Raw genomic sequence first — 24,599 nt, 5'->3', positions numbered from 1 at the left:
GAGAAGATGGGAGAAATCGTGGATCTGTCACTCGACGGCAAGGTGGCGGTGGTGACCGGCGCCGCGTCCGGTCTGGCGCGGGCGGTCGCGACGACGCTGGCAGCCGAGGGAGCGCGGGTCGGCGGTGCCGACCTGAACGAAGCCGGTGTCTCCGCGGTGATCGGAGAACTCGACGGCGGATCGGGCTCGTGCCGGGCTTATCCGCTCGACGTGACCAGCCGCGACGGCTGGCGGGAACTCGTCGGATCCGTCGAGCGCGACCTGGGCGAGATCGACATCTTGTGCAACATCGCCGGTCCGGCGCCAGCTCCGGTCAGCGGGCACCTGGAGACCGACGACGCGGAATGGCACCGGCAGATCGACGGGCACCTGACCGGTGTCTTCCTCGGTTGCCAGACCGTGCTGCCGAAGATGATGGAGCGCCGCTACGGCAAGATCGTCAACATGTGCTCGTTCACCGCGCACGGGGTGAGCGCGGGCATCCCCGGCTACGACGCGGCGTTCGGCGGAATCCTGTCCTACACCAAGGATTTGGCGCGGTTCGCGGCGCCGTACAACATCAACGTCAACTGCGTCTCGCCGGGCAACATCGAAACGCCGATGACGCAGGGGTGGATGTCGCAGCCCGGCGCGTACGACAGGGTCCGCGAGCGCACCTTGATCGGCCGCGTCGGGCAGGCCGACGACGTGGCCAACTGGGTCGTCTTCCTGGCCTCCGACCGGGCTCAGCACGCGGTCGGCGTCGAGATCAACGTCTCCGGCGGACAACTCCTCTCCTGAGTTCTTGTTCTGAAGCGGCGCAGCCGCTTAGCCCATGCAAGGCGCTTGCACCGCCGCGGGTTCTCAGAGGTCGTCTCGGGAGGACAGCCACGACGTGGTGTATCGGCATACCTGATGTCGGGGATCCCGGACCGAGATGGCTTCTGAGGTTCCGCTACCCGCGCCGCCACGCAAAACGAGTCCAGAGCCAGGTTGTTCGAAAGGTGGAGCATGAGGATCGTCAACGTCACGACGGCCGTTGTCGCTTACCACGGTGAGGCCACGTTGGTGCGCATCGATACCGATGAGGGCATCAGCGGATTCGGGGAGGCCAATCCCGATGCGGGAGCGGCGGCTGTGGTCGGCCTGATCCACACCCTCAAAGACGACCTGATCGGCGAGGATCCGCGAAACGTCGAGCGCTGCTGGGAGAAGCTCCGGCGCGGGCACGTGTTCGCCGGTCCGCAGGCTGGCGTGTTCGTGATCGCCCTGAGCGGGATCGAACTGGCCCTGTGGGATCTGGCTGGCAAGGCCGCCGGGTTGCCGGTGTACCGGCTGCTCGGCGGGAAGTTCCGGGACCGCATCAGGCTCTACGCCGACTGCGGCGACGGGGACGACCCCGCCGGTTCGGCCGCGGGTTGCGCCGACCGGGCCCGCCGGATGGTCGAGGAGGGCTTCACCGCGCTCAAGTTCGACATCGACGACCTGAGCCACCCGGCGAAGTTCGACGAGTTCAACCACACGCTGAACGCCGCCGAACTGCGCACGATGGTCGAACGGGTCGCCGCGGTCCGGGAAGCGGTTGGCCCGGACATCGACCTGTGCATCGACATGCACGCGCGCTACGACGTGCCCAGCGCCTGCCGGATCGCCTGGGAGTTGGAGCCGTTCAACCTGATGTGGTTGGAGGAGCCGATCCCGGCCGAGAACATCGACGCGCTGGTCCGCGTCCGCGCCCAGACCCGCACCCCGATCTGCGCGGGCGAGAACCTCTACCTCCGCTGGGGTTTCCGGGACCTGCTGGAACGCGGCGCGGTCGACGTGGTGATGCCGGACGTGCCGAAGTGCGGTGGGCTGGCCGAGAGCAAGAAGATCGCCAACCTCGCCGAGATGCACTACGTCCCGTTCGCGCCGCACCTGGTCTCCACCCCGCTCGGCACGATGGCCACCTCGCACCAGTGCGCGGCGATCCCCAACTTCCTGGTGCAGGAGTGGCACGCGCTTGAGGAGCGGGAGGTGTGGGACAGCTACGTGGTGGGCCCGGACGGCGGCTCCATCGTCAAGGACGGGTACATCGACCTTCCCGATGCACCGGGTATCGGGGTCGAACTCGACATGGACGGCGTGCGCGCGCACGCCGTGTCCGGTTACAGCTTGTTCGAGTGACGGGAGGCAGGACATGACGACCGCAAGCGCACGACCCGACGCCGATGGGATCGCGCGGAGCGCGAAGCGGCTGAAGGGCCTGTACTCGGCCGTGGTGTACGACATCATGGACGAGTTGGGGCTGCCGAACCAGTGCCTCGACCTCGCGATCGCGCCCCTGGACCGATCGATGCAGGTGGCCGGACCGGCGTACACCGTGATGGCCAGTCCGGACATGCGGGAGCGCAGCGAGATGCCGCCGAACGCGAAACTGGCGGACTTCGGGGTCTTCACCCACATGTACGCGGGATGCGTGGCGGTCGTGGGTGCCGCGGGCGAGCGCCAGAGCGGTATCTGGGGCGAGCTGATGAGCAACGCCAGCCGAGCTCGCGGGGCGACCGGCGTGGTCATCGACGGCGGCATCCGGGACGGTCGCCTGGTGCGCGAGATCGACGGCCTGTCGGTCTTCGCGCGCTACACGACGCCGATCGAGTCGTTGCGGCGGTCGAGGATCCACGACCTGGAGGTGCCGGTCTCGATGACGGGCACGCTCAGCAGCCAGGTGCGGGTCAACCCAGGTGACTGGATCTTCGGCGATGAAGACGGCGTGTTGGTGATCCCCAAAGACGCACTCGAAGAAGTGCTCGCGAAGTCCGAGGAAGCGAAGGACATCGAGGACAAGGTCCGGGAGGAGGTGCAGGCCGGCGTCCCGGTCGCCGACGTCTACGCGAAATACGGCCGACTTTGATCAACAACTCTGTCGGTGCACAGCCGATGCGCCGGTAGTTGAATCGGCGAGCAGTTCCACCTAAAACTGACGCGGCGTTATGCCGGTTTTCGGTTGCGAGTTTTGGGCAAAACTGACATCTCGAACGCATCCACCGGGTGGCGGGCAGGGGTGACGCGAGCGCTGGACAATCGTTGTCGGCGTGGTAGATGTCGAGGGATTGGCGTCATGGCGGGCGCACGCGGACCGGGGCGTGCGTTCGCAAGACCGGCTGGAGCGTTGCATGGCACTTGACAACCGGTACGTGCAGCTCGGCCTGATCGCCGCGATGCAGGTGCTCGGCATGGCGATGTGGTTCTCCGCGTCCGCGGTCGTGCCCGCGCTGCGCGGGGTGTGGCACATCAGCGACACGCAGGCCGTCTGGCTCACCGCCTCGGTGCAGGTCGGGTTCGTCGCGGGTGCGATCACCTCGGCCGCGTTCAACGTGCCCGACCGCTTCCCGCCGCAGCGCGTCGCCGCGTGCGCCGCGCTCGGCGCGGTGGCCGCGACCGCTGCGGTTCCGGTGCTGGCAAACGGCTTCGGCCCCGCCGTGCTCTGCCGGTTGTGCACGGGTTTCTTCCTCGCCGGGGTCTATCCGGTGGGCATGAAGCTGATCGCGTCGTGGTTCGGCTCGACCGGCCGCGGGCTGGCGCTCGGCGTGCTCATCGGTGCGCTCACCGTCGGTTCCGCGCTTCCGCAACTGATCAACGGCCTCGGCGACCTGGCGTGGCAGGGCGTGCTGTTCACCGCGGCAGGCATCGGAGTCGGTGCCGCGCTGCTGGCCGCGACGCTCGTGCGACCGGGACCGCACCTGGCGAGCAGCGTGGTGCAGCACCGGCCGAGGTACGCGCTCGACATGTTCCGGGAACGCGGTCCGAGGCTGGCCAACCTCGGCTACTTCGGCCACATGTGGGAGCTGTACGCGCTGTGGACTTGGCTGCCCTCGTTCGTCGCCGCAGCCACCGCCGCCGGTCGGATGACCGTCGGGGTGGTGTCGTTCGTGGCCATCGGCGTTGCCGGGGTGTTCGGCTGTCTGCTGGGCGGGTGGGCAGCCGACCGCTTCGGACGGGCTCCCGCAGCAGGCGCGGCCCTCGTCGTCAGCGGCGCCTGCTGCCTGGTCTCGCCGCTGGTCTACGGCGCGGCATGGCCGGTGCTGGTTGTGCTGCTGGTGGTCTGGGGCGCGGCGGTGATCGCGGATTCCGGCGTGTTCTCCACGGCCCTCAGCGAGGTCGCCGACTCCCGTTACATCGGTACCGCGCTGACCGCGCAGACCGCGATCGGTTTCCTGCTGACCGTCGTCACGATCAACCTCGTGCCCGTGCTCGCCGAAACCGTCGGCTGGCGCTACGCCTTCCTCGTGCTCGCGCCCGGTCCGATTCTCGGCGCGCTCGCCATGCGGGCGCTGGGCGGCCGGGCGGGTCACGCCGTCCGGCGCGGACAACCGCGAGGAGGAACGTCATGAGCTCGTGCTGGCCGCGCGGCGCACCCGCGGTCGGGGACATCGCCGAGCTGAGCAGGCGGGTCACCGCCCGCGACATCGAACTGTTCACCGAGATCAGCGGCGACCGCAACCCGCTGCACTACGACGCCGATGCCGCGGCCGCCTCCCGGTTCGGCGAGATCGTCGTGCAGGGTGGCGTCACGAGCGCGATCCTCAACGCGGTCGTCGCCGAGAAATTGCCCGGACCGGGCACGGTGTTCCTCAACACCCAGTTCGACTTCACCGCGCCGGTGCGCCCCGGCGACACGATCACCGGCCGGGTCGAGATCACCGACGTCCGAACCGACAAACCCATCACCAAGCTCGCGGTGACCGTCACCCGCGATGACGGCACGGTGGCGCTGTCGGGGAATGCGGTTTGCTACACCGTGGCGATGCCGCGGAGCCGGTGACCGCGATCGCGGATTTGACGGCGTCGCCGGTGCGCACCCAAATTTTTTACGACGCTGATTTCAACGCTCGGTTGATCGCGGCCGTAACTTGGCGGCACATCCAGTAACTCCGCATTATTCCGGATGCCTCGGATCGGTAATCCGAACTGGCTGGAATTGCACCCAGGAACAGCGACGACGCTGCCGTCAACTCGATGTCCTGCCTGGAGGACATGATGCCTGAGATGTACTTCCGGGTGCGCTGGCCGGACGGTGAAATCCAGCGTTGCTATTCCCCTTCGACCGTGATCGCGGACTATTTCGAACCCGGTGCGGTCTATTCCGTCGCCGATTTCGTGGCGCGGAGTCGGCAGGCGCTCGGAATTGCCAGCGCGCGGGTGCGGGCCAGGTACGGGGTAGCCTGCGCCGCGGCCGCCGACCAGCTGATCGAGATCGAGACCACCGCTGCCGCATTCACCGGCCAACCCGAAGCCCCCGTCACCGTCGAGGCCCTGCTGCCCGCCAGCGGGAGCCGACGATGAACTTCGCCGGAGGGCACTTCCCGGTCGCCGTCATCGGCGGCGGACAAGCCGGGCTGTCCGCGAGTTTCTGCCTGCGCGAGCGCGGTATCGAGCACATCGTGCTGGAGGCGCACCAGTTGGCGCACGACTGGCGGTCCCGGCGCTGGGACTCGTTCTGCCTGGTCACGCCGAACTGGCAGTGTTCGCTGCCCGGTTTCCCGTACCGGGGGCAGGATCCGGACGGCTTCATGCGCCGCGATGCGGTCGTGTCCTATTTGGAGGCTTACGCCGCGCACTTCCGGCCCCCGGTCGTCGAGGGGGTGCGCGTCACCAGGCTGCGCCGCACGGGGACCGGCATGTACCAGCTGGACACGACCGCCGGAGAACTGACCGCGGAACAGGTCGTGGTGGCCACCGGTGCGTACCACACCCCCAGCACGCCCCGGATCGCCGAACGACTGCCCGGCGCGGTCCACCAGCTGCACTCCGCCGACTACCGCAGCCCGGATGCGCTGCCCGCTGGCGCGGTGCTCGTCGTCGGCAGCGGGCAGTCCGGTGCCCAGATCGCGGAGGACCTGCACCTCGCCGGACGCCAGGTGCACCTGGCCGTCGGCAGTGCGCCGCGCGTCGCCCGTCGCTACCGGGGCCGGGACTGCGTGGCCTGGTTGGCGGACATGGGGCACTACGCCAAGACCATCGACGAATTCTCCGACGCCGAAGGCGTGCGGAAGCGGGTCAACCACTACGTGACCGGCCGCGACGGCGGTCGGGACATCGACCTGCGCGCGTTCGCCGTCCAGGGCATGCGGTTGTACGGCCGGTTGACCGGCATCGTCGGGGGGCGCGTGGAGTTCGACGCCGATCTGAAGCGCAATCTCGACGCGGCTGATGCTGTCGCCGAGTCCATCAAGGACGCCATCGACCGGCACATCGAGGCACGCGGCATCGACGCGCCGGAGGAGCCGCAGTACGTGCCGGTCTGGGCGCCGGACCCGGTGTGCCAGCCGCGACGGCTGGAGCTGGCCGCGGCCGGTATCACCTCGGTGATCTGGTCGACCGGTTTCCGCGCCGACTACCGGTGGATCGAGGTGCCGGTCTTCGACGGCCGCGGTTATCCGACCCATTGGCGCGGCGTGACCAGCGCGCCCGGCCTGTACTTCCTGGGATTGCCCTGGCAGCACACCTGGGGTTCCGGTCGGCTGGAGGCCGTCGGCCGGGACGCGGCGTACCTGGCCGAACGCATCGACGCCGCCGGTCGGCGCACCGACGTGTGCGGCGCGCTGACCGGTTCGGCCCCGGCGCTGCCCGCCGGGCCCCTGATGAGCTGAGGAGGGCGTCGTACCGTGACCGCGCACCACGTCTTCGACGCGCACCGGCACATCGGTGTGCTGCCCTCGTTCCCGTTCTACGGCGGTCCGCCCGTCAACCCCGACACGACCGCCCGCGCCAGCGTCAAGCAACTGCTGGCCGACCTCGACGCCGAAGGCACGGAACGCGCCCTGGTGCTGCCCAACTACGGCGTGCCGGACCCGGATGTCGCGTTCTCCTTCAACGAGTTGGTGATCGAGGCCGCGCAGGCCGACGACCGCATCCGCGCCGGGCTGTGGGTTTCGGCTCGGCCCGAGGACGAGCACCGCACCGCGGGCGCCCTCGCCCTCGCTGGCGAAGCCGGGGTCCGGGCGCTGAAACTGAGCTTCCTGCTCGGCGGATCGCCCGGCGACCCGGCATGCCGCCCGCTGCTGGATCGGATCTTCCACGAGGCCGAGCGGCACGGCCTGGTGGTCCACGTGCACACCTCCCCCGGCGCCGCTTCCGACATCGACGAGGTCGGGAAGCTGGTGGAGTGGTACGCCGACCGCGTGCCGGTGCACCTGGTGCACTTCGGTGGCGGCATGAGCGGCCACATCAAGCTCGGCGGTTCGCGCTTCTTCGACTGGATCGCCGCCGGGAAGCGCGTCTACACAGACCTCTCCTGGGCCATCGGCTTCGCGCCGTACTGGCTGGCGCAGGAGATCGAGCAGCGCGGTATCGGCCACGACCGCGTGCTCTTCGCCAGCGACCAGCCGTGGGGCGACTTCACGGGCGAATACGCCCGGCTGCGCGCCGCAGCGGGCGACGGCGACCTCGGCGGGCGGGTCTTCCGCGACACGTTCGCCGCGCTCTACGACTGATCCCCTTTCCCACGAAGCACCAGGAGGCGCACATGTCCGACACCGTCGAACTCACCGAGCTGGAGCAGAAGTCGCTGGGCGAGATCCCGCACCCCGCCCTGCCCGAGGGCTCCAGCATCTACGGGGCCACCAAGGTCTTCCCCGACTACGAGGCCGAAGACGGCGAAACGTACTTCACCCTCGTCCACGGCATCGCCCACGAGTCCTCGGTCAGCTTCGTCGCCGTGCTGCAGGCGACTCGGGCGCTGCGCAAGGGTTTCGAGTCGGCCATCTACTTCTACGGCCCCGGCTCGCTCAACTGCCTCGCGACCCGCGGCTTCCCCACCACCGGAAACTCGGCCTTCCCCGGCGAGCACAACATCAACAACCAGCTCAAGACCTTCATCGCCGAGGGCGGCAAGGTCTACTGCTGCCGGTTCGGGCTCTCGCTGCACGGCGCCCGCGAGGAGGACCTGATCGAAGGCGTGATCCCCACCCACCCGCTGGACGTGCAGGACGCCATCATCCACTACGCCCGCAAGGGCGCGATCATCAATTCCACCTACCAGCTCTGAGAACCCGTTCTCGATGGGAGGTGCGCTGTGCGCGTTGGCACCGACAAGACACCTATGACCGGGACACCGGTGGATGTGCGGATCATGACCCGCGCCGAGCTCGCCCTGCACGGCATCCGGTTGGACGCACCGGTCAAGCGGCCGGACGGAGCTGGTCCCAGCGACGACGGGCACGTCCTCGTCGACGGTGCCAACGCCGCGCTGCCCACCAACCCAGCCAGCCCGTATGCGGTGCGCGATGGCCGGGTCTGGTTGGGCGAGGAGGACACCGGCCTGGCCATTTCGCCCGTGCGGCGGCCGAAGTTCTACGATATGACCACAGTAGACGGTGTCCGCTACGAGCAGCTCGCCCGGCTGCACGGCGCGGACGTGCTGGCCACCACCGTCGTCCAAACCTGCATCCGCTACGGCGAATCCGAGCGCTGCCGCTTCTGCACCATCGAGGAATCGCTGCGCTCCGGCGCCACGGTCGCGGCCAAGACCCCGGCCCAGCTTGCCGAGGTCGCCGAAGCGGCGGTGCGGCTGGACGGCGTGCGGCAGATGGTGATGACCACCGGCACGACTGCCGGGCCCGACCGCGGCGCGCGCAATCTGGTGCGCGCGGTGCGGGCGGTCCTCGCGGCCGTGCCCGGATTGCCGATCCAGGTGCAGTGCGAACCGCCCGGCGAGCTGCGGTGGATCCGCGAGTTGCGCGAGGCGGGCGCCACCGCTATCGGCATCCACGTCGAGTCGCTGGACGAGGAAGTGCGGCGGCGGTGGATGCCGGGCAAGTCCACTGTCGCGCTGGCCGAGTACGAGGCCGCCTGGGACGAGGCGGTCCGGGTGTTCGGACACAACCGGGTCTCCACCTACCTGCTGGTCGGGCTGGGCGAGGATCCGGACGAACTGATCGCGGGCGCACGTTCGCTGATCGAGCGCGGCGTGTACCCGTTCGTCGTCCCGTTCCGCCCGATGCGCGGGACCTTGGCCGCGCGGGACGGAATCGGCGCCCCCAGCGCCGAACTGCTGCGATACGTCACCAAGGCGGTCGCGGAGCGGCTGCGGGCGGCCGGGATGTCCGGCGCGGACCAGAAGGCGGGCTGCGCGGCCTGCGGGGCGTGTTCGGTGCTGCGAACGGCGGGCGGGTGACATCCGATGGCACTCGACGATGTGCTCACCTTGACGGGAGCCGACGCGTCCGCTCCGGTACCGGACATCCTGTCGTTGCTCGGTGATCGGGCAACCCTGGCGCGGCAGGCCGCGTTCCGGATCGAGCAGGCCGAAGACCCGACCGCGGTGGCCGCATACCGCGCCCAGCGGCACGAGTTCTTCGTGCGGCAGCAGGGCCTTTTCGAAACCAGCGATCTCGACGAGCGGGACGCCGATCCGCGCACCGTGGTGCTGGTGGCCCGCGACAGCGCCGGTGAAGTGCTCGGCGGTGTGCGGCTCGGACCGGTAGATGACGGCCCCGATCTGGGCTGGTGGTACGGCGGTCGCCTGGTCGTCGCGCCATCCGCTCGACGCCTCGGCGGCGTCGGCCCCGCACTGGTCCGGGCGGCCTGCGCCCGTGCGGAAGCCGAAGGCGCGCTTCGTTTCGAGGCGACTGTGCAGCCGCGCGCCGAGGTGCTCTTCAACCGGCTCGGCTGGCACCGCGTCCGCGACGTCGACACGGCCGGGCAACCCCATGTGCTGATGCGGTGGCACGTCGGCCGGATCAGCGCGCAGGCTTGCGCCACCAAGGCCGAGCTCGGCCCGCTGCTCGCGGCGCTTGCCCGCAACGGCTCGGATCATGCCCTCGGCGGTTCGGGCTTCGTCGGCGACGATGGGTCACCGGTGCCCGGCAGCGATCTGGTGGCGGCCTGCGACGCGATCGTTCCGTCCATTGTGGAGCGCGATCCGGAGTGGGCGGGATGGTGCTCGGTGCTGGTCAACGTCAACGACCTCGCCGCGATGGGCGCCACGCCCGTCGGCCTGCTGGACGCGCTCGGCGCACGGGACGCTTCGCATGCCAACCGAATCCTGTCCGGGCTGAAGCGAGCTGCCGAGGCGTACGGGCGAATCCCGCTGCTGGGTGGGCACACCCAGCTCGGCGTCCCGGCAGCGCTGGCCGTGACTGCCCTGGGTCGCACCGACCACCCCGTGCCCGGCGGAGGCGGACGTCCCGGCCAGGAGGTCCGGCTCACTGCCGACGTCGGCGGCGCGTGGCGGCCGAGCTACTGGGGACGGCAATGGGATTCGACAAGTTACCGCAGTGCCGAAGAGCTGCGCGCGATGCTCGCCGCCGTCGCCGCGGTGCGCCCCGCAGCGGCCAAGGACGTCTCCATGGCCGGAATCGCGGGCACCCTCGGCATGCTCGCGGAGGCGAGCGGCTGCGGCGCGGTGCTGGATGTCGCCGCCGTCCCGCGCCCGCGCGAAGCGTCAGTCGGCGACTGGCTCACCTGCTTCCCCGGCTTCGCGATGTTCACGGCCGATGAAGCCGGGGCACCGGCCCCGCCCGCGGGCCCGGCCACGAGTGCTGTGTGCGGTGAGCTGACCACCGCGCAAGGCGTCGGGCTGCGCTGGCCCGACGGAGCGATCACACCGGCGGTCACCGGCCCGGTGACCGGATTGGGGTCCGCGTGAGCACGCTGCGAATGGCCGCCGTCGCGGCGGAGTTCGGCCGCGACCTGGAGGCGGACTTCGTCCTCGTCGAGCAGTTGATCAAGCAGGCACGCGCTGACGGCGTCCAGTTGCTGGCGCTTCCCGAGGCATGTTTGGGCGGCTACTTGCTGAGCCTCGACTCGGCGACCGGAGCGGCTGACGATCCGGGCCCTCCCCCGCTGGCGTTGGACGGCCCGGAGGTTCGACGACTTGCCGAGCTCGCTGGCGATTTGACCGTGATCGCTGGCTACTGCGAAGCAGGCGGGGACGGCCGCCGCTACAACAGCGCGGTGTGCGTCACCGGCGACGGCGTGCTGGGCAACCACCGCAAGGTGCACCAGCCGCTGAATGAGGACGCCAGCTACGACTCCGGGGCGAACTTCCGCGCTTTCGACACGCCGGTCGGTCGGATCGGCATGCTGATCTGCTACGACAAGGCGTTTCCGGAGGCCGCGCGCGCCTTGGCGCTTGATGGCGCCGAGATCGGGGTGTGCATCTCCGCCTGGCCGGGGGCCCGCACCAACCCGGCGGCCGATCTGGCGCAGGACCGCTGGAAACGCCGGTTCGACCTCTTCGACCGGGCACGGGCGCTGGAGAACCAGGTGGTTTGGGTTTCCGCCAACCAGGCGGGCACGTTCGGTTCGCTGCGCTTCGTGGGCAGCGCCAAGGTGGTCGATCCCGGTGGGGAGATCCTCGCCGACACCGGGGTCGCGCCGGGCATGGCGATCGCCGAAATCGACGTGCCGCAAGCCCTGGAAACCGCCCGCCGCTTCATGGGTCACCTCCGCGACCGACGCCCGGACGCCTACCCGCACACCGCAGCAGCCAACCGCGCATGAGCAGCCCTGTGTCAACCCGAGTCCTCCTCAACCGCACCTCAGGGGACCGTGACGCAAACCAGCCACAAGAAACCCCGAAACGCGAGATTCGTGTGGCCGCAACCACCACTGTGAATCGCGGAGAGGCGGACCAGTATGAGCACCGTCCGGATCGCAGCCGTGGCTGCGCACTTCGGCCGCGACCTGGAGTTCGACCTGGCGCGGATCGCCAAGCTGATCGAGGACGCCCGCAAGGCGGGTGCCGGACTGCTCGTCCTGCCCGACGCCGCCCTGGGCGGCTACCTCGCCGACCTGCGCCATCCGGATCCGGCAGCGCTGCCCCCGGCGCTCAAACCGGACGATCCGCTGATCCTCCAGGTCGCCGGACTGGCCGCCGAGATGGTCGTCTGCGTCGGTTATTGCGAGGACGGCGGCGACGAGCGCTACAACGCAGCGGTCTGCGTCAGCGGCGACGGCGTGCTCGGCCGCCACCGCAAGGTGCACCTACCGGCTGGCGAAGTCGCCGCATACGCGCCCGGCGACCGCTTCGACGCGTTCGACACCCCGGTTGGGCGGGTCGGCATGCTCATCGACTACGACAAGACGTTCCCGGAATCGGCTCGCTCCGCGGCCCTGGACGGCGCCGAGATCCTCGCCTGCCTGTCCGCGTGGCCCACCAGCATCACCAACCGCGCGGCGCGGATGGCGCAGGACCGCCAGGCCAAGCTCTTCGACCTGTACGACCAGACTCGGGCCGCCGAGAACCAGGTGGTGCTCGCCTCCTCCAACCAGACCGGAACGATGGGCGGCATGCGATTCCTCGGCCAGGCCAAAGTGGTCGGCCCCGGCGGTGACATCCTGGCCCGCACCTGGTCCAAGGCTGGCCTGGCCGTCGCTGAGGTCGACGTGGCCGCCGAGATCGACCGGGCCCGCCGCGTCCTGCGGCACCTCGCCGAGCGCCGACCGTCCGCCTACCGGGGAGGCACCGGGTGAAGATCGCCCTGCTGAGCTATTCGACCAAGCCGCGCGGCGGCGTCGTGCACACCTTGGCGCTCGCCGAGGCCCTGGCCGCAGCGGGCGAGGACGTGACGGTGTGGACGCTGGGTCGTGGCGGCGATTCCGGATTCTTCCGCCCGGTCGACCCCGCCGTACGACTGCGGATCGTGCCCTTTCCCGACGGGCCAGCGCAGGAAACGGTCGGCGAGCGCGTCCTGCGCTCCATCGCCACGCTGCGCGACGCCTTCGCGCCGACCTCGTCGGCCTATGACGTCGTGCACGCGCAGGACTGCATCAGCGCCAACGCCGTCGGCCGCTGCGTGCGCACGGTCCACCACATCGACCACTTCACCACGCCGGAGTTGGCCGCCTGCCACGAGCGCGCCATCGTGGATCCTGCTGCCCACGTGTGCGTGTCGAAATCGGTCGCCGACGAACTCGCCGACGGCTGGGGCATCAAGGCCACCGTCATCCCCAACGGAGTCGCCTACGAACGGTTCGCGATGACCGATCCCGCCGCTCGTGCCCGCTGGAAGGACCGCCTCGGCCGCTACGTCCTCGCGGTCGGCGGGATCGAGCCCCGCAAGGGCTCCCTCGACCTGCTGGCCGCGTACGCGCTGCTGCGCACCGCGCATCCCGAGGTGAAACTCGTTGTCGCGGGCGGGGAAACCCTCTTCGACTACCGCGACTACCGGGCCCGCTGGGAAACCACAGCGGCGGAGCTGGGCGTCGAGCCGATCGTGCTCGGACCGGTCCCCGATGACGACCTCCCCGCCCTCGTCGCCAGCAGCGCCGCGTTCGCCTTCCCGTCCACCAAGGAAGGTTTCGGCCTCGCCGCGATGGAAGCGCTCGCCGCAGGTGTTCCCCTCGTCGTCCGCGATCTACCCGTCCTGCGCGAAGTGTTCGGCAGCACCGCAGGTTTCGGCGACACCCCGGAAACCCTCGCGGCTGAACTCGGTTCCGCTCTCACCACCGAAAACCCGGCCCGGCGGGCGGCGGGCCGGGAACTCGCCGCCCAGCACACCTGGCACCGGGCCGCCGAACGGCACATCGCCTTCTACCACTGCCTCCGCTAGCTCGATCCGCCAGTGGGACTTCGGTCTCGGGTCGTGGCCCAATCCGTGGGATACCTGTCATTGACGCCATCTCCCAAGTGCCCAGAAGATCTTAGGTGTGCACGACGTTCTCGTCCCACTCCTGACCGGCTACCAGCCGCTGGACGTCACCGGTCCGCACGAGGTGTTCTCGGTCGCGACCGCGCTGCTCGCCTTCGGCGGCGGATCCGGCGGCTACGCCGTGCGGATTGCAGCCGCCGAGCCTGGCGCCGTCGCGGCGGACAGCGGGCTGGGTCTTGTCGCCACCGAGGCGTTGCCCGAACGCGGCCCGATCGGCACCCTGCTCGTTCCCGGCGGGATGGGCGTGCGCCGCGCGGGGCGCGACGCGCCCGAGTTCGTCGAGTGGCTGCGGCGCGCGGCCCCGCGCGCCGAACGAGTCGTGTCGGTGTGCACCGGGGCGTTTCCGTTGGCGGCAGCGGGATTGCTCGACGGGCTCACCAGCACCACGCACTGGCGGTGGGCCGGATCCTTGGCCCGCGAGTACCCGACGGTGCAGGTGCGGCCCGACGCGATCTACCTGCGGGAGGGCCGGGTGTGGACCTCGGGCGGGGTGACCGCCGGGATCGACGTCGCACTCGCCCTCGTCGAGGCCGACCACGGCCCCGAACTCGCCCAGCAGGTTGCTCGTGAGCTGCTCGTGTTCGTTCGCCGACCAGGCGGGCAGAGCCAGTTCGCCGCGCCAGCATGGGCGCCCCCGGCACAGCGCTCGTCGGTTCGGGCCGCCCAGGACCTCATCCACGCCGATCCGAGCGCCGATCTCCGCGTCCCCGAACTCGCCCGCCAGGTCGGCATGAGCGTCCGCCACTTCACGCGTGAGTTCAACCGCGCGCTGGGCCAGTCACCGGCGGAGTACGTCGAGCACGTTCGGGTGGACGCGGCCCGCCGCCTGCTGGAATCCGAACCCGTCCTGGTCACCGTGGCCGCGGCGCGCTGCGGCTTCGGCTCGGCCGAAACGATGCGGCGCGCGTTCCTGCGCCGCCTCGGCGTGCCACCCGACCACTACCGACGGCACTTCGCCACCCAGCCCTGACCGATGCCTCGCCTGGAGGAAACATGAACGTCACCGCCACAGGCACTGCTGGCCGGCTCGAAGGCCGACGCCCGCAGGCTCTCGTCCACCGCTGGCCCACGGCCGCGGGCATCGTCTTCGCCGTGTTCGTCGCGGCTGGCGGCGACGCTGCCGACATCGCGCCGGTGGTCACCGCATCCGGTTTCGTCTACGTCGCAGCCGCGGCGGTTCAGCGGCGTGCGGCGGCATGGCCGATGTTCTTCGCAACGTTCGTGGTCATCGGGATCGGTACCGCCGTGCCCGGCTTGGCCCCGGCGTGGGCGTCGTGGTGGATGCTCGTCATCGCCGCGGTCCTGGTGGCGTACGGCCTGATCAGAGGCGCGATACGGCCGCCGTGGGGGGTACCGCTGCAGACCGCGGCGATGGTCGTGCTGACCGCCGCCTCGATCATCGCCGCCAGCGCCGACGCGATGTGGGCGGGGCTGCTGGTCGGTGCCGGGCTGCTCGCGCACGCCGCCTGGGACGTCTACCACCACCGCGTCGCGCGGGTCGTCACGCGCTCGATGGCCGAGTTCTGCGCGGTGTTGGACGTCATCGTCGCGATCGTGGTGCTCGGCGCGACGTTCGTCTGGTGAGCGACGGCTGCGGCGATTTCCCAATCGCCGCAGCCCGGCACGAAGGCGATCAGGCGGGCGCCGCGCTGGTGAGGTTCAGCACCGCGTCCGCGTTGGTCGACTGGATTCGGGTGCGTTGTTCGGGACTCAGTTGCGCTTCGTCCAGGACGTCGGTCGCCGCCCGCGGGCTCCAGCACGGGTAGTCCGTGCCGTAGATGACCTTGTCGGGTCCGTAGAACTCCAGCGCCGTGCGGACCGTGAGCGCCTGGGGTGTGACCGTGTCGACGAAGATCCGCTTCAGGTATTCGCTGGGCGGCAGCGGCAGCGGTTGCCGCGCGTTCTTGTCGACGCGACCGGCCTGGTAGGGCAGCAGCCCGCCGCCGTGGGTCTGGATGATCTTCAGGTCGGGGTGGCGTTCCATGATTCCGCCGAAGATCAGCCGCAGCACCGTGACGCTCGAATCGAAGAGTCGGCCGATCGTCCGCTGCAACGCGTCGCCGTAGTCCGACAGCATCTCGCCGAACACGAGGTCCGTCGGATGCACGATCAGCGGCACCCCCAGTTCCGCGACCCGCGCGTAGAAGGGGTCGAGCCGGTCCGCGTCGATCGGCTCACCTGCGGTCACCGGCCCGAGGTTCACCCCGCGCAGGTCCAGGTCTGCGATCGCGTGATCGAGCACGGCCAGCGCCTGCGCGGTGTCCTGCAACGGGACCGCCGCGGTGCCGAAGAACTTACCGCGGTGGGTTCGCTGCGCTTTCGCGATTTCCTCGTTGTAGGCGAACGCTGCGTCGATCGCGTCGTTCGTGGGCAGCTGATCGAGCAGGCCGCCGAGCACGCCGGTCGTGCACACGACGACCGTTTCCGGCCCGCTGACGGCTTCCGAGGCGGCGAGCCCGGCCTCCAGGTCGTACCAAACCGCGGGCAGCGGCAGGAAACCGCGGCCCCCGTTGTAGAAGTACTTGTAGCCATCGCCGACGCGTTCGGCGCGCGGGTGTTCCAGCCGGTTCGCCATGTGCTCGAAGTGCGACCGCGGGAACCAGTGGAAGTGGGAGTCGACAATCCGCATCGGAGAACTCCTTTCGTCAGGCCCTGCCGTTGGATTCTTGCCGCGTAGCGGTGCGAATGCGGTAGGCCGGGCTGCCAAGAACAAGACCGAGGACGGGCATTCAGACGCTCCCCTGGTTGGCGACCAGGATTTCGGCGAACGACTTCGCCGCGGCGGGCGCGTACTGATCGTGCAGGGTGCGGAAGAGCTCCTGGCACCGCGCCGCTGGCCAGTCCGCCGGGAGGTGGGTGGCGGGCAGTCGCGGCGTCTCCCGCAGCAGCGTCCGCCACCCGCTGATCAGCAGCAGGTACCGGCCGAGTTCGTCGGTGGCCTCCGGTGCTGGTTGCGGAACATCCCATTGCCGCAGGAACTCGTGGTACCGCTCGGCAAGCGCGTCGAGCTCCCAGACCCGGGAGATCATGCCCTGCACGTCGTCGAACTTCGGGTATCCGAGGAACGCCTCGATCCGCTGGTCGATGCCCATCTCCGCCAGCGCCTCGTCCATCTCGCTCAGGTCGTGGTCCCCCGGCGCGATCCACACCCCGTCGCGCAGCAGGCCGAAGCCCTCCCAGGTCAGCCGCCGCCGCAGCAGGTGGCGCTTGGCGCGCTGCGACTCCGGGATCGTGAAGCTCAGGATGGTCCAGGCCCCTTCCGGGCCGGGTGTGGCACCAGGGTCGTGGAACGTCCGCTTCTCCTGGTTGCGCACCACCGTCAGCCCGACCTCGGTGGCCCGGAAGTAGGCGATCCGCCCCTGCCGCAGCCGCTGCAGCAGGCCCCGCTCGGTCATCCGGGACAGCGTCAGCCTGCTGGCCTGCGCCGACAGGCCGATCCGGGCCAGCACCTCGATGTAGCCGTTGGTCGAGATCGCCGGGTTGTCCACCGCGCAGTACCGGCCCAGCATCGTCATCACGACCGCCTGCGGCGTCGGTGTGCGGCTTTCCCCGGGCATCAAGCCTCCTGAAACGCGTGCGGTCGGCGCAGCAACGGCAGCACGTGGGTGGTGAGCACCGCTGGGGAGGGATCGGCGCCGAGCAGCGCCGTCGCCAGGTCGCGGGCCGTTTCGTCGCCGAGTGACCGGCCGGTCAGTGTAACGATCTTCTCGACGAGTTCGGCGGTGGTCAGTTCGTGACCGGGGTCGCCGCGGGCGTCGCGGCGCACGAACTGGACCGCACCGGAGGTCGTCCGGACCTCCACGCGCACCCCCCAGCTCGCCGGGTACTCCGCCGACAGGTCGTCCGCGCCTTCCACCCGCACCTGGCCCGCCAGGTCGAGAATCGCCTTGTCCCGCAACAGCTCCGGCTGGAACTCCCAGGGCGAGCAGCGTCCGCGCCGGACCGAGACGGCCAGCATGTACTGGGCGCTGGCCAACGCGTTCAGCGGCGAGCCGAACGGCGGCGGCCGATCCACCGCGCGAACCAGTTGTGCCGGGAGAGCGCACCGGATGCCGAGGACATCGGAACCGTCCACAGTGGCCAATGCGTCGACCGCGGCCTGCACGTGCTTGGCGCCCGCGTGCGCCTTCATGCTGGTCTGCGGCAGCAAGTAGCCATCCGGCGGGGTGCGCTGGCGCAGCAGGGGCGAGCGCGGATCGTCCAGGATGTCCAGTGGTCCCCGCCAGCCCGCCCGCACGGCCAGCACTGCGCTGATCGCCCGTTCGGCGGCGAGACCGCTGAGCAGGTACCGCCCGTTGGCATCGGCCGTGCTACCGGCGATCGCGCCACCCGCCTGCTGCGCGGCGAGCGCGATCGCGGACGCCGTCTTCGCCACCGGCTCGCCGAGCAGGATCGACGCCGCCGCCGCGCCACCGAGCGGCGCCACCAGCGCGGTCGGCCACCAGCCTTGCGCGATGAGGCGGTCCCCGCCCACCGCGAGCGCTGCGGCGAGCGCGACCTCGTACCCGGCGAGGTAGGCGTGCAGGTACTCCGCCCAGCTCACCTCCGGACGCATCTCCAGTGCCGCGAGCGTGGCTGGCAGCACCACGCAGCCGGGGCACAGCACGGCGGCGCGGTGGATCCCGGCCACCTCCCAGCCGTTGGCGTACACACCAGCGACGAAAGCGGTGCGTCGCGACCCGGGCTCCAGTTGCAGGCCGTCGGCGAGTCGTTCGACCGGTTCTCGCAGCGTGGTGCGACCGGCGAGCACCGCCGCGACGGTGTCCGCCAGGTGCGCCTGGGTTGCCTCGCGCACCCGTTCGGGAATGGGCTCCTGGGCGACCGCGTGCGCGCGGTCGGCGAGCTCAGCGACGAGCGACATCGGCCGACTTGCGCAGTTCCTCGGTGGCTTCCCGGTCCACCTCGCCGTCTTCCGACAGCACCACGCCGTAGCGGTCCCGTGCCGCCTCGCGGGAGACGAACCCGTCCAGGAAGTCCTCGACCACGTCCGCCACCGAACGTTCGAAGGGATCGCCCCAGCCACCGCCACCGGCGGTGCGGAAGGTGATCGACGAACCGGCCGCCAACCGCAATCCGGTGTGCTTCTTGACGTGCACCGGCTCGGCGTCCGGCTGGGCGACGATCGTGTCGTTGACCGCCCCGGGCTGGCCGCCGTGCAGTCCCCACGGCGGGCACGTGGTGCGCTCGTTGGCGACGTTGGTGAACACCACCTGCTGCGGCTGCGCTTCGATCTCCAGGCCGAGGCCGCCGCGGTGCCGACCGGCGCCACCGCTGTCGGCGCGCAACTCGTGCTTGGCGAAGACGAGCGGATAGCGCGCTTCCTGGATTTCGATGGGGATGTTGCGGACGTCGCCCTGGCACACCGACACGCACGCGCTGGGCCCGTCGCCGACCGGACGGCCACCCCAGCCCCCGCCGTTGATGTTCAGGCAGACGAACCGCGAACCGGTCCGCTCGTCGACGCCGTAGAAGGTGAAGCCGGACATGTCGCCCTTGTGCCCGGCGGGCACCTGGTCGGGCAGCGCCGGGGCAAGTGCCTTGATGATCGTGTCCACCACGGTCGGCAGCGAAATGCTCCACTGCCCGAGCGCGGCTGGCGGCTTCGCGTTGAGCAGCTTGCCTTCCGGCAGGATCACGTGCAGGTTCCGGAACGATCCCTCGTCCACCGGATGGGTCGGCAGGGTCAGCGCCTTGAACGCGACCCGCGCGGCCGCGACGCCACCCGACTTGCCCGAGTTGAGCGGGCCCTGGACCTGCTCGGCGATGTCGGAGAAGTCGATGGTCAACTCCTCCCCCGCCACCTCGACCCGGATGTCCAGCCGGATCGGGTCGTCCAACCGCTGACCGTCGTTGTCCATCCAGGAGGACGCGAAGTACTCACCGTCGGCCATCCGCGCCACCGCATCCCGCGACAGCCGCTCGGACTGGTTGCGCATCTCCTCGACGCAGCTGAGCACGGTGTCCAGGCCGTAGCGCTCGGCGAGTTCGGCGATCCGCCGCTCCCCGAGTCGGCAGGCCGCGATCGCCGCCCGCAGGTCGCCCAGCGACGACTCCGGCATCCGGATGTTGTCCTTGAGGATCTGCAGGACGTCGGCGTCCCACTTCCCGGCCTTCAGCACCTTGATCGAGCGCAGCTGCAACCCCTCGGAGTAGATGTCCGACGTGGCCGTGGAGCCGAAGCCGATGCGCGAACCACCGATGTCCACCCAGTGCGCGCGCACTGCCGGGAAGGCCACCACCTGGCCGTCCACGAAGATCGGCGTGTAGACGACCACGTTGTTGAGGTGCTGACCGGCGACGTACGGGTAGTTCATCACGATCGCGTCGCCGGGCTCGAACCCGTCGAGCCCGTAGCGGGCGATGCCGTCGGCCACCGAGACGCCGAGGTCGGCCAGGAAGATCGGCAGGCCGCCGAGGTTCTGCGCGATGAGTTCCCCGGCGGTGTCCACCAACCCAACGCAGTAGTCCTGGACCTCGAAGATCATCGGGTTGTACGCCGTGCGACGCAGGGCGGCGGCCATCTCGTCGGAATACGCCACCAGCGCGCACCGGACCACTTCGAGGGTGATGGGGTCGACTGGGGTTGGCACAGTGCCACTCATGCTGGGCTCCCTACTGCGATGACGAGGGAAAGGTCGGTGGCGACGGTGAGGACGTCCCCTTCGTAGAACACGACCGAGGAGGTGGCCTCCTGCACCACTGCCGGACCCTCGATCCGCTGTCCGGGCGCGAGGGTTTCCCGGTCGTAGACCGGACAGGGCACCGGGTCCGGGCCGCCGCCGTGCAGGACCACGGGCCGCGTCTCCACCGGCTGCGCCTCGCCGCTCGGGCGATCCGCGGCGGTCTCGACCGGAATCGAGGACAACGGCATGGAGATCACCGTGCGGATCCCGATGGCCTCCACGGTTTCCTCGGGGGCCTGGTGCCCGTAGAGCCGTTCGTGCATCGCGTCGAACTCCGCGCGCACCGCCGCGTGGGTCGCCGCCGACAGGCCCTCCTCGGGCACCGGCACCGCGATGGTGAACTCCTGGCCCCGGTAACGCAGTTCGAGGAAGTGCTGCACGATCGGCGATTGCGCGGGTGTGCCGACGTCGGCGCGCAGCCGCTCGGACGCCTCGGCGGCCAGGTCCTTGAGGGTCACCGCGTACTGCTCGACCGCGGCGGGCTCGAAGACGGCCAGCTGGGTGCGGGTCAGGTCGTGCCGGACCTGCGAGGACAGCATGCCCTTGGCGGAGAACTGGCCCGGCAGCACCGGGACGACCACCGTGCCGACGTTGAGTTCCCGGGCGATCGAGACCGCGTGCAGCGGCCCGGCGCCACCGGTCGCCACGAGCGCGAACTCCCTCGGGTCCTCGCCCTTCTCCACCGAAACGGCCCGGACCGCCAAGGACATCTGCGCGTCCGCGATGGTGACGATGCCCCGCGCCGCGGCGATCAGGTCGAGCCCGAGCGGCTTGGCGACGTGCTCCTGGATCGCGGCCTCCGCCGCCGCCCGGTCGAGGCTCATCTCGCCGCCGAGGAACCGGCTCGCGCCCAGCCGTCCGAGGATCAGGTTGGCGTCGGTGACGGTGGGCCGGTCCCCGCCCAGTCCGTAGCAGGCCGGTCCGGGCGCGGCGCCCGCGCTGCGCGGGCCGACCTTGAGCGCGCCCGCCGCGTCCACCCAGGCGATGCTGCCGCCGCCAGCGCCCACTTCGACGATGTTCACCACCGGCAGCGACATCGGATGCCCGGTGGCGTATCCCCCGATGAAGTAGCCGGCGCTGATGTCGACCTCGCCGTCCTTGACGAGGCTGGTCTTCGCGGTCGTACCGCCCATGTCGAACGGGATGAGCCGCGGCATGCCCAGCCCGTCGGCCAGCGCGGCGGCCCCGATGACGCCCGCGACCGGCCCGGATTCCATCATCCGCACCGGAGAGCGCCGGGCCGACTCGACGGACATGATGCCGCCGTTGGACTGCATGATCAGCAGCCGCCCCTGGAATCCGCGCTGCGCCAACCGATCGGTCAGCGAGTCGAGGTAGCGCGACACCACCGGTCCGACGTAGGCGTTGAGCACCGTCGTCGACGTCCGTTCGTACTCGCGGTACTCGCGCATGATCTGGTGCGACAGCGTCACGTACGCTTCCGGCCACATCCGTTCGATGAGCCGACCGAGTTCGAGTTCGTGGTCCGGGTTGGCGTAGGAGTGCAGCAGGCAGACGGCGATCGACTCCACCCCGGCCGCGCGCAACTCCCCGATCAGCGCAGCGGCCCCGTCGAGATCCAGCGGAGTGCGGACCGTACCGTCGGCCAGCACCCGCTCGCGCACCTCGCGACGCAACCGCCGTCGCACCAGCGGAACCGGCTTGCCGAAGAACAGGTGGTAGGGCTCCGAACGGTTGCCGCGACCGATCTCGTAGACGTCGCGGAACCCCTCCGTGGTGATCAGCGCCGTCTTGGCACCGACCCGCTGCAGCACGGTGTTGATCGCGATGGTGGATCCGTGCAGGAACAGCTCCGCGTCGGGCAGGTGCGCGCCGAGCTTGTCCAGCCCGTCCAGCACGCCCTGGGCGTGGTCGTGCGGTGTGGTCAGCGTTTTCGCCGTGCTGAACACGCCGTGTTCGTCCACCGCGGTCAAGTCGGTGAAGGTTCCGCCGATGTCGGCGGCGATCTGTTTCATCTTGCGCTCCATGTCAGTCGAGACTCGCACGCCAGGAGTCGGCCAGCCCTTCCAACCGGCGGGCGAGCACGTTGAGTCCGACACCGGCCACGATCACCACGAAGACCGACGCGAGCACATCGGTGGTGCCGAGGTGCCCGGCGAAATAGCTGATGTTGTAACCAATTCCGCCGTCACCGGCGAAGAACTCGCCGACCACCACGCCGACGAGCGCGCGGCCGACGCCGAGCCGCAGTCCGGCCATGATGGTCGGCACCGAGCCGGGCAGGATCACCTTGTGCAGCAGTGCCGCTTCGCTCGCGCCGAAGGACTTCGCCGCGCGCACGAGCTGCGGATCGACGTTGCGCACGCCCTGCATCGAGTTGATGATCACCGGCACCACGGACATCAGGAATGCGATCGCGACGACCGTCGGGCTGCCGAGGCCGAGCATCAGCACCAGCAGCGGGAACAGCGCGACGATCGGCGCCGAGTACAGCAGCCAGACGTACGGCTCGATCGCGTACTCCACGTACCGGTAGCGGCCCATGACCAGGCCGAGCACGACCCCCACCACGGCGGCCAGCACGAACCCGATCAGCAGCTCCAGCGCGCTGATACCGATGCTGCGCAACAGCAATCCAGACGTTCCTTGGCTGATCAGGGATTCCCAGATCAGCTGCGGCGACGAGGTCAGGAACGAGTTGATCAACCCCAGTGCGGCGGCCAGCTGCCAGACGACCGCGACCGCGACGAGGAACCCGCCGCCCAGCAGGACGGGGATGATCCGGCTCTGCCTGGTCATCAGGCCCCCTTCCAGGACGAGAACCTGCGTTCGGTGACGCGCAGCAACGTGGTCACGCAGTAGCCGAAGACCGCGACGAGCAGCGTCAGGAACAGCAGCGGGGCGATGACGAAACTCTGGCCGTAGCTGGAAATCTGCAGGCCGATGCCCTGGGTGCCGCCGTAGAGCTCGGCCACGATCACCGCGATCACCCCGCGCCCGGCGCCCAACCGCAGCCCGGCCATGATGGTGGGCATCGCGCTGGGGAACAGCACCTTGCGGAACACCGCGAAGTCGTTGGCGCAGAACGAACGCGCCGCCCGGACCAGGCGCGGGTCGGTCTCCCGGATACCGGCCATCGCGTTCACCGCGATCGTGATCGCCGCCTCGATGAACACCATGGCGATCTTGGCGGCGGGACCGATGCCCAGCGCCAGCACGATCAGCGGCAGCAGCGCCAACGACGGCGTGACGTAGAGCGCGACCAGGGCCGGTTCCAGGGTCTGCCGCAGCCGCAACCGCCAACCCATCAGCATGCCCAGCGGGACCCCGACGACGACCGCCAGCACGAATCCGGCGACGAATTCCAGCAGCGTGATCTGCGCGTTGCTCCACAGCTCGCCGGAAAGCGCCAGTTCCCACCCGGCCTGGGCGATCGCGGTGGGCGTGCTGGTGAACTTGGTGTCCACCAGCCCGGACTGACCGGCCAGCTGCCAGCCCACCAGCACGACGATCACGCTGGTGACGACGATCCGGGCCTGCACCGGAATTCTCGCGATCATCGCGCCACCGGGGTCTCTGCCGAGCTGCCGAAGAGCAGGTCCGCGAGGTGGGTGCGGTACCGCCCGAACGCCTCGCTGGCCCGCACCGCCGCGTCGCGCGGCCGGGGCAGGTCGATCTCCATCACCTCGATGACCCGGCTCGGGCTCTGGCCCATGACCAGCACCCGGTCCGCCAGGAAGATCGCCTCGTCGATGCCGTGCGTCACGAACAGCACCGTCTTGCGGTCCAGATCCCAGATCCGCAGCAGCTCGCCAGCCATCAACTCGCGGGTTTGCGCGTCGAGGGCGCCGAAGGGCTCGTCCATCAGCAGCACGGCCGGATCCATCGCCAGGGCGCGGGCGATGCCCACGCGCTGGCGCATGCCGCCGGAAAGCTCGTGCGGGTAGCTGTCCTCGCGCCCGGCGAGGCCGACCAGTTCGACGAACGTCCCCGCCGTCGCCAGCCGGTCGGCCTTGCCGACACCCGCGAGTTCCAGCCCGAAGGCGACGTTGTGCAGCACGGTGCGCCACGGCATCAGCGACGCGTCCTGGAACACCATGGCCCGGTCGGGTCCGGGCTTGGTGATCGGTTCGCCCTGGATGCGGATCGCGCCCCCGGCCACTGGCACGAGCCCGTCCGCGGCCATCAGCACGCTGGACTTCCCGCATCCGCTCGGGCCGACGATGGTGACGAACTCGCCCTCCTCGATGTCGGCGGCGAAGCCGTCCACGGCGGTGAAGGCGCCGGACTTCCCGGGGTAGGAGATCTGCACCTGGTCGAAGGAGATGTGCGCCATGGT

Annotated in this window: 24 protein-coding genes; 16 read left to right on the top strand and 8 right to left on the bottom strand. The window is 70.0% G+C overall.

What is annotated here, in order from left to right:
• Nucleotides 1-18 precede the first annotated feature (18 nt).
• The 16 genes from MOQ72_RS00960 (at nt 19) to MOQ72_RS00885 (ending at nt 15,200) form a co-directional block, all read left to right on the top strand.
• On the top strand, nt 19-780 hold the full coding sequence (locus MOQ72_RS00960) for an SDR family NAD(P)-dependent oxidoreductase (protein WP_242179835.1): 762 nt from the start codon (nt 19-21) through the stop codon (nt 778-780).
• Between the two features lie 210 nt (nt 781-990).
• Nucleotides 991-2,145, top strand: a complete 1,155-nt coding sequence (locus tag MOQ72_RS00955; RefSeq protein ID WP_242179834.1) for a mandelate racemase/muconate lactonizing enzyme family protein — start codon at nt 991-993, stop codon at nt 2,143-2,145.
• 13 nt (nt 2,146-2,158) lie between these two features.
• Complete coding sequence (locus MOQ72_RS00950) at nt 2,159-2,872, top strand: RraA family protein (protein ID WP_242179833.1); 714 nt, start codon at nt 2,159-2,161, stop codon at nt 2,870-2,872.
• A 262-nt stretch (nt 2,873-3,134) separates the two neighbouring features.
• Nucleotides 3,135-4,352: an MFS transporter gene (locus tag MOQ72_RS00945; protein ID WP_242179832.1), complete on the top strand. Its 1,218-nt coding sequence runs from the start codon at nt 3,135-3,137 to the stop codon at nt 4,350-4,352.
• On the top strand, nt 4,349-4,783 hold the full coding sequence (locus tag MOQ72_RS00940) for a MaoC family dehydratase (RefSeq protein WP_242179831.1): 435 nt from the start codon (nt 4,349-4,351) through the stop codon (nt 4,781-4,783). The genes MOQ72_RS00945 and MOQ72_RS00940 overlap by 4 nt, the downstream gene beginning before the upstream one ends.
• 215 nt (nt 4,784-4,998) lie before the next feature.
• Nucleotides 4,999-5,304, top strand: coding sequence for an MSMEG_0570 family nitrogen starvation response protein (locus MOQ72_RS00935; protein WP_242179830.1), 306 nt, complete (start codon nt 4,999-5,001; stop codon nt 5,302-5,304).
• On the top strand, nt 5,301-6,611 hold the full coding sequence (locus MOQ72_RS00930) for an MSMEG_0569 family flavin-dependent oxidoreductase (protein WP_242179829.1): 1,311 nt from the start codon (nt 5,301-5,303) through the stop codon (nt 6,609-6,611). Before MOQ72_RS00935 ends, MOQ72_RS00930 begins: the two co-directional genes overlap by 4 nt.
• A 15-nt stretch (nt 6,612-6,626) precedes the next feature.
• Nucleotides 6,627-7,454 (top strand): amidohydrolase family protein, encoded by an 828-nt coding sequence (locus MOQ72_RS00925; protein WP_242179828.1) that lies wholly within the window; start codon nt 6,627-6,629, stop codon nt 7,452-7,454.
• Between the two features lie 32 nt (nt 7,455-7,486).
• The gene (locus MOQ72_RS00920; RefSeq protein ID WP_242179827.1) at nt 7,487-8,008 is read left to right on the top strand and encodes an MSMEG_0572/Sll0783 family nitrogen starvation response protein; all 522 of its coding nucleotides are present in this window, start codon (nt 7,487-7,489) and stop codon (nt 8,006-8,008) included.
• Between the two features lie 27 nt (nt 8,009-8,035).
• Entirely contained in the window at nt 8,036-9,136 is a 1,101-nt protein-coding gene (locus MOQ72_RS00915) for an MSMEG_0568 family radical SAM protein (protein WP_242179826.1), read from the top strand.
• A gap of 6 nt (nt 9,137-9,142) precedes the next feature.
• The gene (locus MOQ72_RS00910; RefSeq protein WP_242179825.1) at nt 9,143-10,609 is read left to right on the top strand and encodes an MSMEG_0567/sll0787 family protein; all 1,467 of its coding nucleotides are present in this window, start codon (nt 9,143-9,145) and stop codon (nt 10,607-10,609) included.
• Nucleotides 10,606-11,466, top strand: coding sequence for a carbon-nitrogen hydrolase family protein (locus MOQ72_RS00905; protein WP_242179824.1), 861 nt, complete (start codon nt 10,606-10,608; stop codon nt 11,464-11,466). The genes MOQ72_RS00910 and MOQ72_RS00905 overlap by 4 nt, the downstream gene beginning before the upstream one ends.
• A 135-nt stretch (nt 11,467-11,601) precedes the next feature.
• Nucleotides 11,602-12,438 carry a carbon-nitrogen hydrolase family protein gene (locus MOQ72_RS00900; RefSeq protein ID WP_242179823.1) on the top strand — a complete coding sequence of 279 codons (837 nt, stop codon included), beginning with the start codon at nt 11,602-11,604 and terminating at the stop codon, nt 12,436-12,438.
• Nucleotides 12,435-13,517 carry an MSMEG_0565 family glycosyltransferase gene (locus MOQ72_RS00895; protein WP_242179822.1) on the top strand — a complete coding sequence of 361 codons (1,083 nt, stop codon included), beginning with the start codon at nt 12,435-12,437 and terminating at the stop codon, nt 13,515-13,517. The genes MOQ72_RS00900 and MOQ72_RS00895 overlap by 4 nt, the downstream gene beginning before the upstream one ends.
• Before the next feature lie 97 nt (nt 13,518-13,614).
• Nucleotides 13,615-14,586, top strand: a complete 972-nt coding sequence (locus MOQ72_RS00890; protein WP_242179821.1) for a GlxA family transcriptional regulator — start codon at nt 13,615-13,617, stop codon at nt 14,584-14,586.
• Between the two features lie 23 nt (nt 14,587-14,609).
• Nucleotides 14,610-15,200 (top strand): hypothetical protein, encoded by a 591-nt coding sequence (locus MOQ72_RS00885; RefSeq protein ID WP_242179820.1) that lies wholly within the window; start codon nt 14,610-14,612, stop codon nt 15,198-15,200.
• A 49-nt stretch (nt 15,201-15,249) separates the two neighbouring features.
• On the opposite strand, the gene MOQ72_RS00880 is transcribed toward MOQ72_RS00885, so the two are convergent.
• The 8 genes from MOQ72_RS00880 to MOQ72_RS00845 form a co-directional block, all read right to left on the bottom strand.
• On the bottom strand, nt 15,250-16,245 hold the full coding sequence (locus tag MOQ72_RS00880) for an amidohydrolase family protein (protein ID WP_242179819.1): 996 nt from the start codon (nt 16,243-16,245) through the stop codon (nt 15,250-15,252).
• 100 nt (nt 16,246-16,345) lie between these two features.
• The gene (locus MOQ72_RS00875) at nt 16,346-17,173 is read right to left on the bottom strand and encodes a PaaX family transcriptional regulator (protein WP_242179818.1); all 828 of its coding nucleotides are present in this window, start codon (nt 17,171-17,173) and stop codon (nt 16,346-16,348) included.
• Nucleotides 17,173-18,477: an MmgE/PrpD family protein gene (locus MOQ72_RS00870; RefSeq protein WP_242179817.1), complete on the bottom strand. Its 1,305-nt coding sequence runs from the start codon at nt 18,475-18,477 to the stop codon at nt 17,173-17,175. Before MOQ72_RS00870 ends, MOQ72_RS00875 begins: the two co-directional genes overlap by 1 nt.
• Nucleotides 18,461-20,218, bottom strand: coding sequence for a hydantoinase B/oxoprolinase family protein (locus MOQ72_RS00865; RefSeq protein WP_242179816.1), 1,758 nt, complete (start codon nt 20,216-20,218; stop codon nt 18,461-18,463). The genes MOQ72_RS00870 and MOQ72_RS00865 overlap by 17 nt, the downstream gene beginning before the upstream one ends.
• Complete coding sequence (locus MOQ72_RS00860) at nt 20,215-22,275, bottom strand: hydantoinase/oxoprolinase family protein (RefSeq protein ID WP_242179815.1); 2,061 nt, start codon at nt 22,273-22,275, stop codon at nt 20,215-20,217. Before MOQ72_RS00860 ends, MOQ72_RS00865 begins: the two co-directional genes overlap by 4 nt.
• Nucleotides 22,276-22,288: 13 nt before the next feature.
• Complete coding sequence (locus tag MOQ72_RS00855) at nt 22,289-23,059, bottom strand: ABC transporter permease (protein ID WP_242179814.1); 771 nt, start codon at nt 23,057-23,059, stop codon at nt 22,289-22,291.
• Nucleotides 23,059-23,820: an ABC transporter permease gene (locus MOQ72_RS00850; protein ID WP_242179813.1), complete on the bottom strand. Its 762-nt coding sequence runs from the start codon at nt 23,818-23,820 to the stop codon at nt 23,059-23,061. The genes MOQ72_RS00855 and MOQ72_RS00850 overlap by 1 nt, the downstream gene beginning before the upstream one ends.
• The gene (locus MOQ72_RS00845; protein WP_242179812.1) at nt 23,817-24,596 is read right to left on the bottom strand and encodes an ABC transporter ATP-binding protein; all 780 of its coding nucleotides are present in this window, start codon (nt 24,594-24,596) and stop codon (nt 23,817-23,819) included. The genes MOQ72_RS00850 and MOQ72_RS00845 overlap by 4 nt, the downstream gene beginning before the upstream one ends.
• Nucleotides 24,597-24,599 lie beyond the last annotated feature (3 nt).

This window comes from Saccharopolyspora soli (assembly GCF_022678645.1).
Taxonomy (GTDB): domain Bacteria; phylum Actinomycetota; class Actinomycetes; order Mycobacteriales; family Pseudonocardiaceae; genus Saccharopolyspora; species Saccharopolyspora soli.
The sequence above is the reverse complement of the archived record's forward strand: the minus strand, read 5'-3'. Positions and strand labels throughout refer to the sequence as shown.